We start from the raw sequence: 16,018 nt of genomic DNA, 5'->3' as shown, positions 1-16,018 counted from the left end.
GGAACGCGGCAGCAGCGGTAACCATGCGGCGGGAAGTTCCCGCACCGCCGCCATGGGAACGGGAGGCGATGACATGGGTACCCTCTTCTCCGAGAGCTTTCTGGGCCGGCGCAGACGGGAGCTTGCGCCCGGTGCCCATTGGGTTCCCGACTGGCTGGACCTGGAGGAACAACGCTGGTTGGTTGCGCGGTTCCGAGAATGGGGACGGGGCCCGGTGCCACCACGTGCGGCGACGATTGGCGGCCACGAAATGTCGGTCCAGACCGTCTGCCTGGGGTGGCACTGGCGTCCCTACGCCTATTCGCGCGAGGCCATCGATGTCAACGGCAACCGGGTCATGGACTTCCCCGAGTGGATGGTGCGGCTTGGCCGCAAGGCAATCTTCGCCGCCACCCAGGACGCGGCAGCCGCCGAAAGCTACACCCCGGACACGGCCCTGGTGAACTACTACGGGGCGGAATCCAGGATGGGCATGCACCAAGACCGCGACGAACGGTCGGTCGCCCCGGTGGTCTCGATCTCCATCGGGGACACCTGCCAATTCCGGTTCGGCAATACGCAGAACCGCAACAAGCCCTACGAGGACATCCTGCTGGCCTCGGGGGATCTGTTCGTGTTCGGGGGACCTGCTCGTCTTGCCTTCCACGGGGTCACCAAGGTCCTGCCCGGAACGGCACCCGCCGATTGCGGGCTCGAAACGGGACGAATCAACATCACCATGCGTGTTACGGGCCTGGCCGACTGAGCGGGCCCGTCCACATCCTGCCTATTTTCCGGGAAGGTTCAACTCTGCCCGAACGGCGAAATGGTCGCTGATCCCGGCTTCGACATTGGTGTTCGAGGTGACCTCCAGGCCGCGCACCAAAACATGGTCAAGGCGCATCATGGTAAAAGGTGACCGCGGCCAGGTGAAGCCAAGTAAGCCGTCATCCTGGTTGGGTTCTTCAAGGATCGTTGAGATCTTCTTGAAGGCGCGGTCGGTGCTGGTTGCATTGAAGTCACCCACGGCAACCATGTTTTCATGGGGATCGGTTCGCACCGCGGCTGCCAACTGTGTCAGCATTTCGTCACGATCGACGTGGTCGTTCGGACGGGCCGAGGCAGCATGGATGACATAAAGCCGGACACGTCCGGAGTCTGTGTCGACGTCCGTGGACAGGGCACGCTTCCAGCCGAGTCCGAGCTCGAGCGGCTGGGAATTCGTGAGTGGATACTTGCTCCAAACCCCCACCGTGCCCACCACGAAATGATGGGGATAACGCTCCTCCAGGGCGGCGGTGACGCGCTGGGCGCTGCCGGCGTCGAGTTCCTGCAGGGCAATGACGTCGCTTCCGCCGGCGGCCAGCTCAAGCGCCGATTGCGCGGCGGCCCCGGTACCCGCCTTGATGTTCTGGCTGCTGAGCACCATCGTGTGGGCACTGGGTTGGGGCGCCGACCAAGACAACGGGACAATGGCCGGGCCGAAGATGAAAAGCCACGTCAACGTCGGGACCAGCAGCACCACCAAGGAGGTTCGGCTCCGCGACGCCAAGGCCAGCAGGAGCAGCGCCGGAACCACCAAACCCAGCCACGGCGCGGCATTGTCCAGGAGCAAGCCAAGACCCAGGGCATCGGGAACCCTTGAGTGGAATGCCATCAGAAGGGCACCGGCCAGAGACCCGATAAGCACCAGGAAACGCAGGAAGCGGTGGGCGCGCGCTCGCCGGCGCGGCGGATTTTTCGCAGCGTGAGACCGGGCAGAATATACAGACATCGCTACCTAGGGTCGCACACTGTCCTGAGCGGCACATGAACCGCGGCTGTGATTCCGCCATGGATTGCCAGTGTGCAACCCGGAAGGGTTTGGAAGCGGCCGGCGCGTGCCGGTGGGCGGCTGCCGATCTTCCCTCGACTCTGGCGGTGCAAGGTGAGATTCTAAAACTAGGAATATTAACCGCTACAAGGACTCTCCGGACCTGGCCGGATTGTTCGGTGGCACCATTCTGACGGGAAACGAACACCATGAGCGAATCGGCGACGAAGGAACCGGCAACGCAAGACGATTTGGGGACCGTGGTGATTGGCGGCGGACTTGCCGCGGCCCACTGCGTCCACGCACTGCGTGAGGGCGGCTACGCCAAGCCCATTACGCTCATCGCCTCCGAGAACGAAGTCCCCTATGAGCGGCCCCCGTTGTCCAAGGAATTCCTCCAGGGCAACAAGCCCGCGCAGGAACTCGAACCCTTCCCCGCCGGCTGGTATGCCGACGCCGGTATCGACCTGCGCTTGGGCACAACGGCCGAATCCATCGACGTCGCCGCCAAGCAGGTCACGCTGCGCGGCTCGGCAACCGTGGGCTACGAAAACCTCGTCATCGCCACCGGTTGCCGTTCACGGCTGGGCGGTCGCAACGCAAACATGGACGGGTGGGACCTGCCCGGCGTCTACACGTTGAGGTCGCTGGAGGACTCCAGGAAGCTCAAGGAGCAATTGGTTTCCGGCAAGAACCTGGTCATCATCGGCGCAGGGTGGATTGGCATGGAGGTCGCCGCCTCGGCGCGCGCGGCCGGAGTGGAAGTCACCGTTGTCACCCCCGACGGGGTCCCACTCGCGACTGCCATGGGCTCCGAATTCGGTGCCCACGTAGCGCAGCTGCACGTTGCCAACGGAGTCAAGTGCCGCTTCGGGACCGCAGTCAGCGGGATCGGCTCGGACCCCCGGAAGGGGTTGGTGGTGCAGACGCCAACCGGGGACGTCCCCGCGGATTTCGTCTTGCTGGCCATCGGTGCGGTGCCCAACAACGAACTGGCCGAAGCCGCCGGACTTGAAATCGGCACCGGCGTCGTTGTCGATGAACACCTGCGCAGCAGCGACCCGAATATCCTGGCCATCGGCGACATCGCAGAGGCATACAACACCACCTTGGGCCGGGCCATGCGCGTCGAGCACTGGGACAACGCCATCCGACAGGGCAAGCTCGCCGCGGCCACCATCCTGGGACGCGACGAATCCTACGACTGGTTGCCATACTTCTTTACCGACCAATTTGATTTGGGCATGGAATACGTGGGTGACCGGGCTGCAGACGACGAAGTGGTCGTGCGCGGCGACATGTCCGCGGGGGAGTTCATCATCTTCTGGCTGCGCCATGGCGTGATCACCGCAGCCATGAACGTGAACATCTGGGACGTCAACGACCACCTGCGCAGCATGATCGGCAAGAACATCCCTGTCTCCACGCTGCAGGACACTGACAACGAATTGACGGCGCTGTAGCGCCATGCGAGGGCGTGCCGGGTCCGGCATTCACGAAGCCGGCCCGCTCCGCATGGCCAGTGCCGGATTCGTAGTGACGGTCGGGGCCGTGGGCGTGCTCACGATCGTTCCTGCCAACACCGGTGGCCACGTAGGCTTGAGGTGGCGGCGACGAGGCCAGATGCACTTCACCCTGCCGCCTACCCACCGCTGAACCATTGAAAAGGTACCCGTGAATTCCGACGCAACTGTCCTGGGCAACAGCAAGCAGGCCCACAGCACCCAACTATCCGGAAGGGCACTGTTCCTGGCGGTGGTGGCACTTGCCATGGGCGGGTTCGGGATTGGCACCACGGAATTCTCCATCATGGGACTGCTCCAGGAAGGTGCCGCGGACCTGGGCGTCAGCAATGCCCGGATGGGCCTGCTGATCTCCGCCTACGCGCTTGGCGTGGTCGTCGGCGCCCCGATCCTGACCGCGTTGGGTGCCAAGGTCGCCCGCAAGACCATGGTCCTGTGGCTCATGGCGTTCTTCACGCTTGCCAACCTCAGTTCGCTCTTTGCCGCGAACTATGAGTGGATGCTCGTCTCCCGGTTCCTGGCCGGTCTCCCGCACGGAGCGTACTTCGGCATCGCAGCCATCCTGGCGGGCACCCTGGTGCCGGCATCGATGCGCGGCCGTGCCATCGCGTGGGTGATGCTGGGCCTCGCAGTCGCCAACGTCATTGGCGTACCACTGGTGACCTTCCTGGGCCAGAGCCTTGGCTGGCGCTGGATGTTCGCGGTGGTCGGGATAGTGGGTGCGTTGACCTGGGTTGCCATCCGCGTGTTTGTGCCGTTTTCGCCTGCTCACGCCGGCGCAAGCATCCGCAGGGAACTCTCGGCCCTGCGCAGCGGACAGGTCTGGATGGCCATGCTGACCGGCATTGTCGGCTTTGGCGGGTTCTTCGCCGTGTATTCCTACATCAGCCCAATCCTGACCGACGTCACGGGGCTGCCGATCTCGGCCGTGCCGCTGGTGTTGGGACTTTATGGAATCGGCATGGTCGTCGGTTCATTGATCGGCGGGCGCCTGGCCGACTGGTCGGTCCTCGGTGCCATTTACGTTGCGACCACCGCCATGGTCGTCTTCATGACCTTGTTCGGCCTGGTCTCCACCCACGCGGTCCCCGCTCTCATCCTGGTCTTCATCCTCGGTGGCACCGGGTCGCTTCTGGTGCCCGCCCTCCAGGCGCTGCTCATGGACTCCGCGCCGCACGCCCAATCCCTGGCCGCGTCGCTGAACCACTCTGCACTGAACGTGGCAAACGCCCTGGGTGCCGGGCTGGGTGCCGCCGTGATCACCGCCGGCTTGGGGTATCGGGCACCCTCGTTCCTGGGCGCCGGCCTCGCCTTGGTCGGCCTGCTGCTGGCCCTGGCCACGGGCTGGCGTGCCAAGCGACTTGCGGCGGCAGGGAAGTAGCCTCGCAGTAGTTGCCGGGCTATGCGTTGCCCGGCGTGGCCCGGATGGACGCCAGCTTGCGATCCATCGCTTCGTGGGTCTGTTCCATCAGCAGCTTCATGGTGCCAACGACATCGAGGGATCGATCCACCAGCCACTGCTGCTGCAGCCCGTCCGCCGTCGCCAGGACCATCCGGGTCATCGCACGGAAGTACTCGAGCTCTTCTTCCGAGGGCCGCGGCTTGTCGCGGTAGTAGGACTCCTCGGAAATCTGCATCAGCCGGGCATTTCGCTCCTGGAAGTATGCAGCGGCGGGATGCTCCGGGTCCGCGGCGGCGGCGGCCATGGTGACAAAGAGTGCAATCAGGCCGGGCTCGCTGTGCCCCTGCCCCAGGACATCGGCCAGGCGCCCCTCCTGCTCCTCGATGGTGCCGTCGATCTCGTTGCGGGCGTCGCGCTCGCGCAGGATCTGTACGAGAAGGTCTTCCTTGGATTCGAAGTAGTGCATCACCCCGGCCAGGGACAGGTCGCAAAGGCTTGCGACCTTGCGCAGCGATGTTCCCCGGTAACCCTCGACGGCGAACACCTCCAGTGCGACGTCTAGAATCTCGGCGCGCTTAGCGATGCCCTTTGCGTATGATCCACGTATTGCCATGTTGCTAGAGTAGCGAGATTCTGGGCCATTTCTTACTAACCTGTCATGCGTCGGTATTTGGTGCGGGGCCTGACCTGTAAAGACTCGGCGAAATCCATTCCCCGGCACTCGGGGTGGGGCACCCGGAAATCGTCCTCGTTCCGGAGGCACAGGACGACGCGGCAGGCATCGCCCCGCCGCCCTCGCCTCACCGAGATGTCGGCATATCCGCGGCTCCAGGCACTGCGCGGCGGGCTGTGATTGACGTCATGTTACGATGGCGGGCGGGTGATTTTTCCGCGCGTTTTAGCCCTTCGGGTACGTTCCCGGATGGGATTTCGGCCGTGAGAAATGCCAGCGGCCCGCGATCGATTGGCGTTGGGGTGCCATCGTGCTGTAGATTATTATCTCGGTTCGGCAGCCCTTCGGGAAAGCCTGAAACCAATCCTTTTCGGGGGTATGGCGCAGTTGGTAGCGCGTCTGCATGGCATGCAGAAGGTCAGGGGTTCGAATCCCCTTACCTCCACGAAATACAAAAGGTCCCAGACATTGCGTCTGGGACTTTTTGCGTTGTCCGAGTCGGGCGGCTCAGCCGACCGCCCGGTATCCGGAGTAGCCAATCATGGCCCGGAGCCACGTCACCAGGGGATCGATCCCGGTGTGCGGACGGCCATCATCCCCGACGGTAAAGACCGGGACCTCGCCGCGCATGCGCCTGGGCAGCTGGCGAAGAATGCGGTCGGTGTCGCCGGTTCCGGTCAGAAGCAGTGCAACGGGCCGGAATCCGAAGACGGCATTGGCCAACGCCAGCCCATGCATGCGGGAAAAGCGCAGCGGACCGACCAGGACCGTTGCGTCAAAGTACACCAGCTCGTGGGCAGAGGAGCTGGCGACCTCGAGAATTTCGCTGCGCAGCTCGTGGGTGTGCAGTTTTTCCGCCAGTTCGGCGGCCCGCTGCCTGGCCAGTGCATCACGCTGGTAATAGACGATTGCAACGCGATCCATGTGAATCCCTCATCCCTGCGACAAATGCATGCTCCGGGTCGAATGCCCGCGGACCATCCGACTTCACGCTAGGCCCAAAAGCCGTGAAATGGCTGGGAAACCATTGCCTGCACGCATGGCCAAGCCGTAACCGTTCGTCGGTGCAGACGCGGCGTTCTGCACGATTTGGGAACGAATTGGCACATCGATTGCGCGGGCGGCCCGCTGGCCGCATACTTGCCGCAAGAGTCTTCTTGGGGAAGCAAATTGAGGGTGAATAGAGATGCTGTGGCATTGGGGACAAAGCAATCTTGCTTGGGGCGCCTGCGGAATTTTCGTTGCAGCAGGACTGGTCATTTCAGCGGCGTCGATAGCGGAAACCGGAGCGCCTCATGCGCCCGGATCCCCGGGCGTGATTCAGGTACAGGGCGCAGCTTCGACTTCGGTGATGGTGGCTACCGCGTTGCCGTCCAAGGTCAAGACCACCGCGAACCTGAACCTGCGGACGGGGCCGAGCACGGCGTATCGGATCCTGGTGACCATCCCGCAGGGGACCACGGTCAACGTATTGGCCCAGGCGTCCACCGGTTGGTACAAGGTCAGCTACGCCGGATACATCGGCTGGGTCAGCAACAGCTACGTGAGCATCGTGAGTTCATCGACACCGAGCACGCTGCCTGCCACGGTGAGAACAACCGCCAACCTCAACCTGCGCACGGGCCCAAGCACCGCCTACAGGATCCTGGCGACCATTCCGCAGGGCACCACCGTGAAGGTGTTGGCCCGCGCAGCCAATGGCTGGTACAAAGTCGGCTATGCGGGACTCACCGGATGGGTCAGCAACGCCTACGTCACCACCAGTACCGGTACATCGGCACCCTCGGCACCGCAGTCCACGGGCCCAAACCGCACCTCGCGGGTGGTATTGACCTTTGACGACTGTCCGCGCACGCTCAGCTCCTTCACCTCCACGATCAAGTACGCCGCGGACCACAACATGGGCCTGGTGCTCGCCCCCACGGGCAATTGCCTCTCATCCTTCCGGTCACGTTATGGCGTGGATCTGGCTTCGCTGGCCCGCGCCAAGGGGCAATGGGTCATCAACCATTCGGTGAGCCATCCCGACCTGCGTCCGCTGAGCTGCTCGGCCGCCGCCGCCGAACTTGGCGGCTCCGGGGTGCACACCAACTTCGGACGCCCGCCCTATGGCGCCATTGATGCGAGTGTGCGGTGCGCCTACGACCGGGTCGGCATGGCGATCTGGACCTGGTCGCGGGACACCCTGGACTGGAGCACGAAGTCCAAGTCCATCACGGTGGCCCGCGCATCGGCGGCCAGGCCGGGGGACACCGTCCTGATGCACATGCAGTGGCAGGGCTTTGCGCCGGACTCGCTCCGGCAGATCAAGGCCAACCTGGCCAACCGCGGCGTCGGGGTCTGCCGCGCCTACCACGGGTCCGACGGAGCCGGGGCGGTGGCCAGAACCCCGGTCCTGCTGCCCTCCTCGCTGCCTTGCTAGAGCGGGCGCCCGGAGCCGGATGCGGGGTGCGGCATCACAGGCGCCGTGCCCCGGGGCCGGGGACCACGGAGAAGATTTCCGGGGTGATGTATCCGGCCTCGGCAAAGGCGCGCCGCACCGCTGCCGAAACGCCCTCCGCATGCGATGCCTCGATCAGCGCGATCGCGGATCCGCCGAATCCGCCGCCGGTCATGCGTGCGCCGATGGCGCCCGCGGCCATGGACGTGTCAACGGCCAGGTCCAATTCGACGCAGGAGATTCCGAAGTCGTCACGCATCGAGGCGTGGCTGGCCAGCAGGAGCCCGCCGATGGCGGCAGGTCCGCGGCTCTCGAGCAGTTCGACGGTGTCCAGCACCCGCTGGTTCTCGGTGACGATGTGCTTGACCCTGCGGTAGATCTCCGGTGCCAGCGTTTCCCTGGCCTCGTCCAGGCGCTCGGTCCCCACATCGCGCAGGGCGGCGACGCCCAGTTCCCGGGCACCCCGCGTGCAGGCGAGCACCAGTTCCCGGTAGCCGCCCGAATCGTGTGAATGGCTGACCCTGGTGTTAATGACCAAGACCTGGAGGCCGCTGGCCGCCAGCGGCAGATCGACCTGGCGGGCATCCCGGGTGCGACAGTCCAGGAACAGGGCATGGTCGGGGGTGCTCAGCAGCGACGCCGACTGGTCAAGGATGCCGGTGGGCGCCCCGACGAACTCGTTTTCCGCCAGCTGGCAGATCAGCACGAGTTCCTCGCGCGACAGGCCCAATCCCAGGTGTTCGTTCAGGCCCAACGCCATGGCGCATTCGATGGCGGCCGAGGATGAGAGGCCGGCACCGACCGGCACCGTCGAATCCAGCAGGATGTCGGCGCCGGGCAGCGCGAAGCCGCGCTGTTCCATCGCCCAGAAGACCCCGGCGACGTAGCGGGCCCAGGGGGCCACCATCGAGGGAACCAACCCGTTGGCCTGGGCCTCGACCATCTGTCCGCCGCGGGTCGAGGCGATGCGCAGCAGCCGCCCGGACTCCCTGGGACGGATCCTCAGCCCGATGCCCGCCACCTTGTCGATGGCGAAGGGCAACACGAACCCCTCGTTGTAGTCGGTGTGCTCGCCAATGAGGTTCACCCGTCCCGGCGCGGCGAAGCAGGCCTCGGGGGCGTTTCCGTAAAGGGTGGTGAATGCGTCGGCCAAGGTGGTCATTGCGCGGTCCTTCACAGGGCCGGGGCGTGGGATTCGAGGCGGGCGGCGGCCGCGCGCAGGGACTCGGCGGTGGCTTCGGGGGTGACGTCCCCGATGAAGGCCCCCATGGCGGCCTCGGACCCGGCCAGGTACTTGAGCTTGTTTTCGGCCCGCCGCGGGGAGGTCAACTGCAGGTGCAGCCACGCCTCGGCCCGGTGCTCGTGGTGCCTCGGTGCCTGGAACCAGCCGGCGATGTAGGGCGTGGGTGTGGGGTAGAGCGCATCCACGGCGGAGAGCAGTCGGTGGTACATCGATGCGAGTTCGTCGCGTTCGGCCACGGTGAGCTCTCCGAGGTCGGCAACCTGGCGGTGCGGCACCAGATGGATCTCGACCGGCATACGGGAGGCATAGGGGACGAAAGTGGTGAAATGGGTGCCGCGTTCAAGGACGCGACGCCCGTCGGCGACCTCGAAGTCCAGGACGTCGGCCATGAGGTTGCGCCCCGTGCGTGTTCGGTGTGCGGCAGCCCGCGCCAGGTGGTTTTCGGTGCGCGGGGTGACGTAGGGGTAGGCGTAGAGCTGCCCGTGCGGATGGTGCAGGGTCACGCCGATGTCGGCACCGCGGTTTTCAAAGGGGAAGACCTGCGCGACACCCTCGAGCCGGCCCAGCTCCCGCGTGCGGTGGGCCCATGCCTCGATCACGGTGCGGATGCGCTGGGCTCCGAGCGAAGCCAGCGAATCGGTGTGCCCGGGGCCGAAGGAGATGACCTCGCAGCGGCCGTGGGAGGGGCGCGCCGCGCCGAGCTCGACCGGGGCGTCCACTGCATGCTGTTCGGGCCCGAAGGACGGGAAGCGGTTTTCAAAGACCACGACGTCGTAGGAGCCGGCCGGGATTTCACTGGCCATTTCCGGGCGCGTGGGACACAGCGGGCATTGGCTCGCCGCGGGCAGGTGAGTGCGGGTTTGGCGGTGTGCGGCAAAGGAAATCCATTCACCGCTCAGGGCGTCGTAGCGCAGCTGCGATGTCGCCGGGCGGTCCGGCAGCTCACGGGTGTCCAGGGGGGCCAGGAAGTCGGCGGGAGCGTGGCCGCCGTCGAAGAAGTAGAGGAGCTCACGTCCGTCGGCAAGCTCGGCGCGTACGGGGCTCGCAGGACTTGTCTTCTGTTCCACGGCGTCTCCTGGGTGATGTGCGAAAAGAGTCAAATTCAAACAAATTCGATCACATTCTATCGGAGAGTGGCGTCGGGCGAAAGGCCCGAGCGTTCCGCCGTTGGCGATCCGTGCTGGTCAGCCTTCAACTCAACCGTCGGTCGCCAGGGAGGCCCGCGGAAGGTCGACGGGACATATTTCGCGCAACTTCGAACAAATCTCCCCGAATTGTGTTCGTTTTTCGCTACCATGGAGGGCGAACAGACGCCCGAACGAACGGATCGCCATGACAGAGATGCTGGCCGGTGCCCGGCAGCAGCGCATCCTTGATGCCCTGCGCGAACGCGAGCAGGTTCGCGTCACCTCCCTGGCATCGGAGCTGGGCGTCTCGGAAATGACGGTGCGCCGCGACCTCAATGCCCTGGCCGCCCGCGGCGCGCTGGTCAAGGTGCACGGAGGTGCCACGCTGGATGCCGCCCCGACGAGCAACGAGCCGGGATTCACGCACAAGTTGTCGCTGGAGTCAGGGGAAAAACAGGCCATTGCCCGCGCCGCTGCCGGCCTCATCAAGCCCGGCATGTCCATTGCGCTGAACTCCGGCACCACCACCTTTGCGCTGGCCGCCCAATGCACCGGCATCAAGGACCTGACCGTGGTGACCAACTCGCCGCGGATCGCCGAGGTCTTCCACGCAGCGGCGAACCCGACCCAAAACATCATCCTGACCGGCGGGACCAGGACAGTTTCCGATGCCCTGGTGGGACCGCTGGCACTCTCTGCCCTGGGCCAGCTGCACGTGGACCTGCTCTTTCTGGGCGTTCACGGCATGACCGTCGAGGACGGGTTCACCACGCCGAACATGCTCGAGGCGCAAACCAACCAGGCCTTCATCAAGGCTGCGGCACGGCAGGTCATCGTGGCCGACCACACCAAGTGGGGCGTGACGGGGCTGTGCCAGATCGTCCCGCTCTCCCAGGTCGATGCGCTGATCACCGGACCCCGGCTGGATGCCGAGGCCCAGGAGATCCTGCGCCAGTCCCTGGACACGCTGATCCTCGCCTGAGCCGGGCCTGCGGGTCCTCCTTAGAAGAGGGTTGCCTCGGCTTCTGGCCGGATGCCCTCGTGGCGCAGCAGGAATTCCTTGGCTCCCAGCCCCCCGGCGTAGCCGGTCAGGGCGCCGTCCGCGCCGATGACCCGGTGGCACGGAACCACGATCGCAATCGGGTTGCGCCCGTTGGCGGTGCCCACGGCCCGGGTCAGCTTTTCGTCTCCCAGCTCCAGGGCCAGCTGGCCGTAGCTGCGGGATTCACCAAAGGGGATCCGGGCCAGTTGGGCCCACACCCGCTGCTGGAACGCGGTTCCCAGCGCGTCGCACGGCACGCCAAATGACGTCCTGGTCCCGGCAAAGTACTCGGCAAGCTCGGCGGCGCATTGGGCAATGAACGGGTCGTCCTCCACCGCGGCCAGAAGCTCTCCCAGGACCTCGGGGGCCAGCGGGTGGGCGTGGTTTTCCATGTAGATCCCGGCGATCCCGTGCCCTGAGGCCACGATTCGCAGCTGGCCGACGGGGGAGTCCATCACTGCATGGCGCAACACGCGCCCGCTAGCCAAGGATCCGCCCCAATGCGTCCTCGAAGTCGGGGAACTCGAACTCGAACCCGGCCTCCGCCAGCACCTTGGAGGTCACGTGCCGGCCGGAGGTGCCCAGCGCCGGGTCGGTGTGCAGCACCACGGCACCGGCGGCCAGCACGGGCCTGGGTGTCGGCAAGGAAAATCTGCGCAGGGGACCCGGTGCGATCTTCTCCCGCAATGCCGCCATCATCTCCCGGTTGCGCACCGGGTGCGGTGCCGCCAGGTGGATCACGCCGCCGGGGAGGGACAATTCCCCCTCCAGGCCCAGGGCCGCGCGGATGATGCGCAGCCAGTCTGCGAGGTGGATCCAGCTGACCCACTGTTCCCCGCCGGCCACAGGGCCGCCCAGGCCGACGCCGGCCAGCAGCGACAGCCGGTCAACCAGGGGGCTTTCCTGTTCGAAGACCAGTGAGGTGCGCAGGATGTTCAGTCGTTCGGTGTTGGCGCCCGCGGCGGCCTCTTCCCACGGCTTGGCCACGCCCGTCATCTGGGGCAGTGCCGCGGGGCCGGTTGGCAGCGCGGAATCCTCGGTGATCCGGTGTTCCCCGGCGTCGGCGAAAATCGCGGTGGTGCTGGCCTGCAGAAATGCCGCCAGCGGGGCGGGCGCGGCACGGGAGGCATCCACCAGCGCGCGTGTGGAATCGACGCGGGAACTGCGCAGGCGGGCGATGTTGGCCGCGGTGGGAGGCAGGTCCACCAATTCCCCGGCCAGGTTCAGCACCGCGGTCTCGCGCCCGGCGCGGTACAGGGTCGTGGACCAGGGGCCCTGGTTCTTCCCGTCCCACAGGACCTGGGTGAACGGGCTGCCGGCGCGAATGCCCCGGGTGAGGACCACGACCTCGTGCCCGCGGCACACCAGGTCCGCCGCTGCCCGGGAGCCCACGAACCCGTGGCCCCCGGCAATCACGACGCGCAACTGCCGGGTGACGCCGCCGCCCGCCAGCGCATAGAACCGGGCGCAATTTTCGGCGAAGTTCTCGGCGATCGGCCGGCCGCCGAAGCGCGCGAAAACCGCGGATGCGGATCCGGCGACAGACACCCGTTGGGTGAGCTCGGTTCCGCCCGCCACCTCGCGCAGCGACCAGCGAACCTCCAGGTGGCCGCCGGGCTGGGGCTGGCGCCAGCCAATGGCGGTGCCTTCCTCGACTTCTGTGAGCACGGCGGGAGGCGCGGTGGCACCGTGGATCCTGCCCATGATGTTCCCGGCGGGCAGCAGGTCCAGCAAGGTCCCTGCTCGCGCGGGCACCGCGTGGGGGCGCAGGCGTGCGATGGAACCGTGCCACTCGGGAGCCCGGGCCGGATCGCGCAACACCTCCCACACGGTCGCGGGGGGAAGAGCGAGGAAATGGGTTTGCGTGCGCTGCCATGCCATGGTCCCAGCTTAGCCACCCCGCGCAGTGCGGCCCATTGTCCCGCCACGCACGCCACGTGGCCACCGGGGTGCTGCGCCCGGGCGGGGCGGGAAGCTATGCGCCCGGCGGCGCCCCGGCCATCAGCTTGCGCATCCGTTCCCGGGTCGGGGTGTCGGCCACCGGCGCGTACATCACCAGGTGAAGCTCCGGGGCATCCGAGGGCACGAGCCGGTGCTGCTCAAAGACCAGTTCGCCGGCGAGCGGGTGCAGGAAGACGCGCTGCCGGGAGGCGAACCGCTCCACGCCGCGGTCCGCCCAGAGCTTGGCGAATTGCCCGCTGGCCTCGCCCAGCCGCTGCAGGAGCGTCGTGTGGGCGGCGGAGCCCAGCCGGGCGCCGGCCTCGGCGCGGAACTCGGCCACGAAGTGCCGCGAGGTCTCTTCCCAGTCGGGCAGCATCTGGCGCAGGTGGGGGTCGGTGAAGATCAGCCAGAGCAGGTTCCGCTCGGCCGGGTCGACGTCCGCGATCCGCGCGTAGAGGCCCGCGTAGGCGCGGTTCCAGCCCGCGATGCCCCAGTCGGGGGCGACGGCGAAGGCCGGGAAGTCGAAGGTGTCGAGCAGGCGCTGCAGGTGGTCCGGAGCCTGTTCGATGCGGGTGACCTCGGTCGCCGGCACGGGGGTGTAGCCGCCCATGGCCAGCAGGTAGGACTTCTCCGCCGTGGTCAGGCCGAGCACGCGGGCGATAGATTCAAGCACCTGCCGGGAGGCGTTGATGTCCCTGCCCTGCTCAAGCCAGGTGTACCAGGTGATGCTCACCGCGGCGAAGGCCGCGATCTCCTCCCGGCGCAGTCCCAGCGTTCGGTTGCGTCCGATCGGCGGCAGCCCAAGTTCCGCGCGGACCAGGTTGCCGCGCCGATCGCGCAGGAACTGCCCCAATTCCCGTCTGCGTTCATCGCTCATTGTCATAAATCTATCACTGCCACTACTAGTATTGGCACCGTCTTCCTCCCCGCCCGGGTTGCTGGTTGACTGGTCCAATGCCTGAATTACGTTCACGAACAGTCACCCACGGCCGCAACATGGTCGGCGCCCGCGCCCTGCTCCGCGCCGCCGGAGTCAAGGGCTCCGACTTCGGCAAGCCGATCATTGCCGTCGCCAACAGCTTCACCGAATTCGTCCCCGGCCACACCCACCTGCAGCCGGTGGGGCGCATCGTCTCCGACGCGATCATCGAGGCCGGCGGAATCCCGCGCGAGTTCAACACCATCGCCGTGGACGACGGGATCGCCATGGGCCACGGCGGCATGCTCTACTCGCTGCCCTCGCGCGACCTCATCGCCGACTCCGTCGAATACATGGTCAACGCGCACTGCGCCGACGCGCTGATCTGCATCTCCAACTGCGACAAGATCACCCCCGGCATGATGATGGCCGCGATGCGCCTGAACATCCCCGTCGTGTTTGTTTCCGGCGGGCCCATGGAGGGCGGCACCGCGGTGCTGGTCGACGGCACCGTGCGCAAGCGCCTGAACCTGATCTCCGCCATCGCGGACGCCGTGAACGACTCGGTCTCCGACGAGGACCTGCTGAGCATCGAGGAGGCCGCGTGCCCCACCTGCGGTTCCTGCTCGGGGATGTTCACCGCCAACTCGATGAACTGCCTCACCGAGGCCCTGGGCCTGGCGCTGCCGGGCAACGGCACCACGCTGGCCACGCACACCGCCCGCAAGGACCTGTACGAGGACGCCGGCCGCGCCATCGTGGAGATCACGAAGGCCTACTACTTCGACGGCGACGAGTCGGTGCTGCCGCGCGCCATCGCCGGCCGCGAGGCGTTCGAGAACGCCATGACCATGGACATCGCCATGGGCGGGTCCTCCAACACGATCCTGCACCTGCTGGCCGCTGCGCAGGAGGCGGAGCTGGACTTCACCCTCGATGACATCGACGAGATCTCCCGCCGCACCCCCTGCCTGACCAAGGTCGCTCCCAACGGCGAATACCTGGTGGAGGACGTCCACCGCGCCGGCGGCATCCCCGCCATCCTGGGCGAGCTGGACCGCGGCGGGCGGCTGAACCACAACGTCCGCTCCGTGCACAGCACCGACCTGCGCTCCTGGCTCGACGACTGGGACATCCGCGGAGGCAAGGCCACCGAGACCGCCACCGAGCTCTTCCACGCGGCCCCCGGCTGCGTGCGCTCCGCCGAGGCCTTCTCCCAGTCCGAGCGCTGGGACACCCTTGACCTGGACGCCAAGAACGGCTGCATCCACTCGATGGAGCACGCCCACTCCGTCGAGGGCGGCCTGGCCGTGCTGCGCGGGAACATCTCGCTGGACGGGTGCGTGGTGAAGACCGCCGGCGTGGACGAGTCGATCTTCAAGTTCACCGGCCCCGCGGTGGTCTTCGAATCCCAGGACGATGCCGTCACCGCGATCCTGAGCAAGACCGTGGTCGCCGGCGATGTCGTGGTGATCCGCTACGAGGGTCCGCGCGGGGGACCGGGCATGCAGGAAATGCTCTACCCCACCTCGTTCCTCAAGGGCCTGGGCCTCGGCGCCAAGTGCGCGCTGATCACCGACGGGCGCTTCTCCGGCGGCACCTCGGGACTCTCGATCGGGCACGTTTCGCCCGAGGCCGCCGCGGGCGGCGCGATCGCGCTGGTGGAGAACGGCGACACCATCTCCATCGACATCCCGGCCCGCTCCATCACCCTGGAGGTCACCGAGGACGAGCTGGCCCGGCGCCGCGCGGTGCTGGAATCCACCATCGGCTACCAGCCGCGGGACCGCGACCGCGTGGTCTCCCCGGCGCTGCGGGCCTACGCGGCCTTCGCGCAGTCGGCGGACAAGGGCGCGGTGCGCCACGTGCCGCAGATCGTGCAGCAGCAGGCAGTCCTGTCCTAGAAGGTCGGCGCG

At 66.6% G+C, this 16,018-nt stretch carries 14 protein-coding genes and 1 tRNA gene; 7 read left to right on the top strand and 8 right to left on the bottom strand.

The annotated features are described in order from the left end of the window. Window positions 1-73 precede the first annotated feature (73 nt). Window positions 74-745 carry an alpha-ketoglutarate-dependent dioxygenase AlkB family protein gene (locus tag AC6CHY_RS00440; protein WP_498225076.1) on the top strand — a complete coding sequence of 224 codons (672 nt, stop codon included), beginning with the start codon at window positions 74-76 and terminating at the stop codon, window positions 743-745. 21 nt (window positions 746-766) lie between these two features. Here AC6CHY_RS00440 and AC6CHY_RS00435 read toward each other — a convergent pair whose 3' ends face one another. Next, window positions 767-1,504, bottom strand: coding sequence for an endonuclease/exonuclease/phosphatase family protein (locus tag AC6CHY_RS00435; RefSeq protein ID WP_498225344.1), 738 nt, complete (start codon window positions 1,502-1,504; stop codon window positions 767-769). A 497-nt stretch (window positions 1,505-2,001) separates the two neighbouring features. Between AC6CHY_RS00435 and AC6CHY_RS00430 the strand changes: the two genes are divergently transcribed. Together AC6CHY_RS00430 and AC6CHY_RS00425 are read left to right on the top strand one after the other, a co-directional pair. Further along, entirely contained in the window at window positions 2,002-3,255 is a 1,254-nt protein-coding gene (locus AC6CHY_RS00430) for an NAD(P)/FAD-dependent oxidoreductase (protein ID WP_498225075.1), read from the top strand. Between the two features lie 211 nt (window positions 3,256-3,466). Beyond that, entirely contained in the window at window positions 3,467-4,696 is a 1,230-nt protein-coding gene (locus tag AC6CHY_RS00425; RefSeq protein WP_472857759.1) for an MFS transporter, read from the top strand. A 19-nt stretch (window positions 4,697-4,715) separates the two neighbouring features. Here AC6CHY_RS00425 and AC6CHY_RS00420 read toward each other — a convergent pair whose 3' ends face one another. Then, the gene (locus tag AC6CHY_RS00420; RefSeq protein WP_217387537.1) at window positions 4,716-5,330 is read right to left on the bottom strand and encodes a TetR/AcrR family transcriptional regulator; all 615 of its coding nucleotides are present in this window, start codon (window positions 5,328-5,330) and stop codon (window positions 4,716-4,718) included. A gap of 432 nt (window positions 5,331-5,762) precedes the next feature. On the opposite strand from AC6CHY_RS00420, the gene AC6CHY_RS00415 reads away from it, so the two are divergent. Next, window positions 5,763-5,835 (top strand) — tRNA-Ala (locus AC6CHY_RS00415). Window positions 5,836-5,897: 62 nt separating this feature from the next. Here the strand turns inward: AC6CHY_RS00415 and AC6CHY_RS00410 are convergent. Then, complete coding sequence (locus AC6CHY_RS00410; protein ID WP_498225074.1) at window positions 5,898-6,314, bottom strand: hypothetical protein; 417 nt, start codon at window positions 6,312-6,314, stop codon at window positions 5,898-5,900. A 427-nt stretch (window positions 6,315-6,741) separates the two neighbouring features. On the opposite strand from AC6CHY_RS00410, the gene AC6CHY_RS00405 reads away from it, so the two are divergent. Continuing rightward, entirely contained in the window at window positions 6,742-7,812 is a 1,071-nt protein-coding gene (locus AC6CHY_RS00405) for an SH3 domain-containing protein (protein ID WP_498225073.1), read from the top strand. Window positions 7,813-7,846: 34 nt separating this feature from the next. On the opposite strand, the gene galK is transcribed toward AC6CHY_RS00405, so the two are convergent. Further along, the gene (gene galK / locus AC6CHY_RS00400) at window positions 7,847-8,992 is read right to left on the bottom strand and encodes a galactokinase (RefSeq protein ID WP_498225072.1); all 1,146 of its coding nucleotides are present in this window, start codon (window positions 8,990-8,992) and stop codon (window positions 7,847-7,849) included. A gap of 11 nt (window positions 8,993-9,003) precedes the next feature. Next, the gene (galT, locus tag AC6CHY_RS00395) at window positions 9,004-10,140 is read right to left on the bottom strand and encodes a galactose-1-phosphate uridylyltransferase (protein WP_498225071.1); all 1,137 of its coding nucleotides are present in this window, start codon (window positions 10,138-10,140) and stop codon (window positions 9,004-9,006) included. A gap of 265 nt (window positions 10,141-10,405) precedes the next feature. Between galT and AC6CHY_RS00390 the strand changes: the two genes are divergently transcribed. Next, entirely contained in the window at window positions 10,406-11,182 is a 777-nt protein-coding gene (locus AC6CHY_RS00390; RefSeq protein WP_217387542.1) for a DeoR/GlpR family DNA-binding transcription regulator, read from the top strand. A 20-nt stretch (window positions 11,183-11,202) separates the two neighbouring features. On the opposite strand, the gene AC6CHY_RS00385 is transcribed toward AC6CHY_RS00390, so the two are convergent. From AC6CHY_RS00385 to AC6CHY_RS00375, 3 genes are all read right to left on the bottom strand, one after another. Continuing rightward, window positions 11,203-11,715 carry a methylated-DNA--[protein]-cysteine S-methyltransferase gene (locus tag AC6CHY_RS00385; protein WP_498225070.1) on the bottom strand — a complete coding sequence of 171 codons (513 nt, stop codon included), beginning with the start codon at window positions 11,713-11,715 and terminating at the stop codon, window positions 11,203-11,205. 7 nt (window positions 11,716-11,722) lie between these two features. Continuing rightward, window positions 11,723-13,123 (bottom strand): DUF1731 domain-containing protein, encoded by a 1,401-nt coding sequence (locus tag AC6CHY_RS00380; protein ID WP_498225069.1) that lies wholly within the window; start codon window positions 13,121-13,123, stop codon window positions 11,723-11,725. 94 nt (window positions 13,124-13,217) lie between these two features. Next, the gene (locus AC6CHY_RS00375) at window positions 13,218-14,060 is read right to left on the bottom strand and encodes a helix-turn-helix transcriptional regulator (RefSeq protein WP_498225068.1); all 843 of its coding nucleotides are present in this window, start codon (window positions 14,058-14,060) and stop codon (window positions 13,218-13,220) included. A 77-nt stretch (window positions 14,061-14,137) separates the two neighbouring features. Here AC6CHY_RS00375 and ilvD point away from each other — a divergent pair, with 77 nt between their 5' ends. After that, window positions 14,138-16,006, top strand: a complete 1,869-nt coding sequence (gene ilvD, locus AC6CHY_RS00370) for a dihydroxy-acid dehydratase (RefSeq protein WP_217387546.1) — start codon at window positions 14,138-14,140, stop codon at window positions 16,004-16,006. Window positions 16,007-16,018: the final 12 nt, after the last annotated feature.

Source organism: Paeniglutamicibacter sp. GQ140 (genome assembly GCF_059759235.1).
This window is presented reverse-complemented; position numbering and strand designations above follow the sequence as displayed.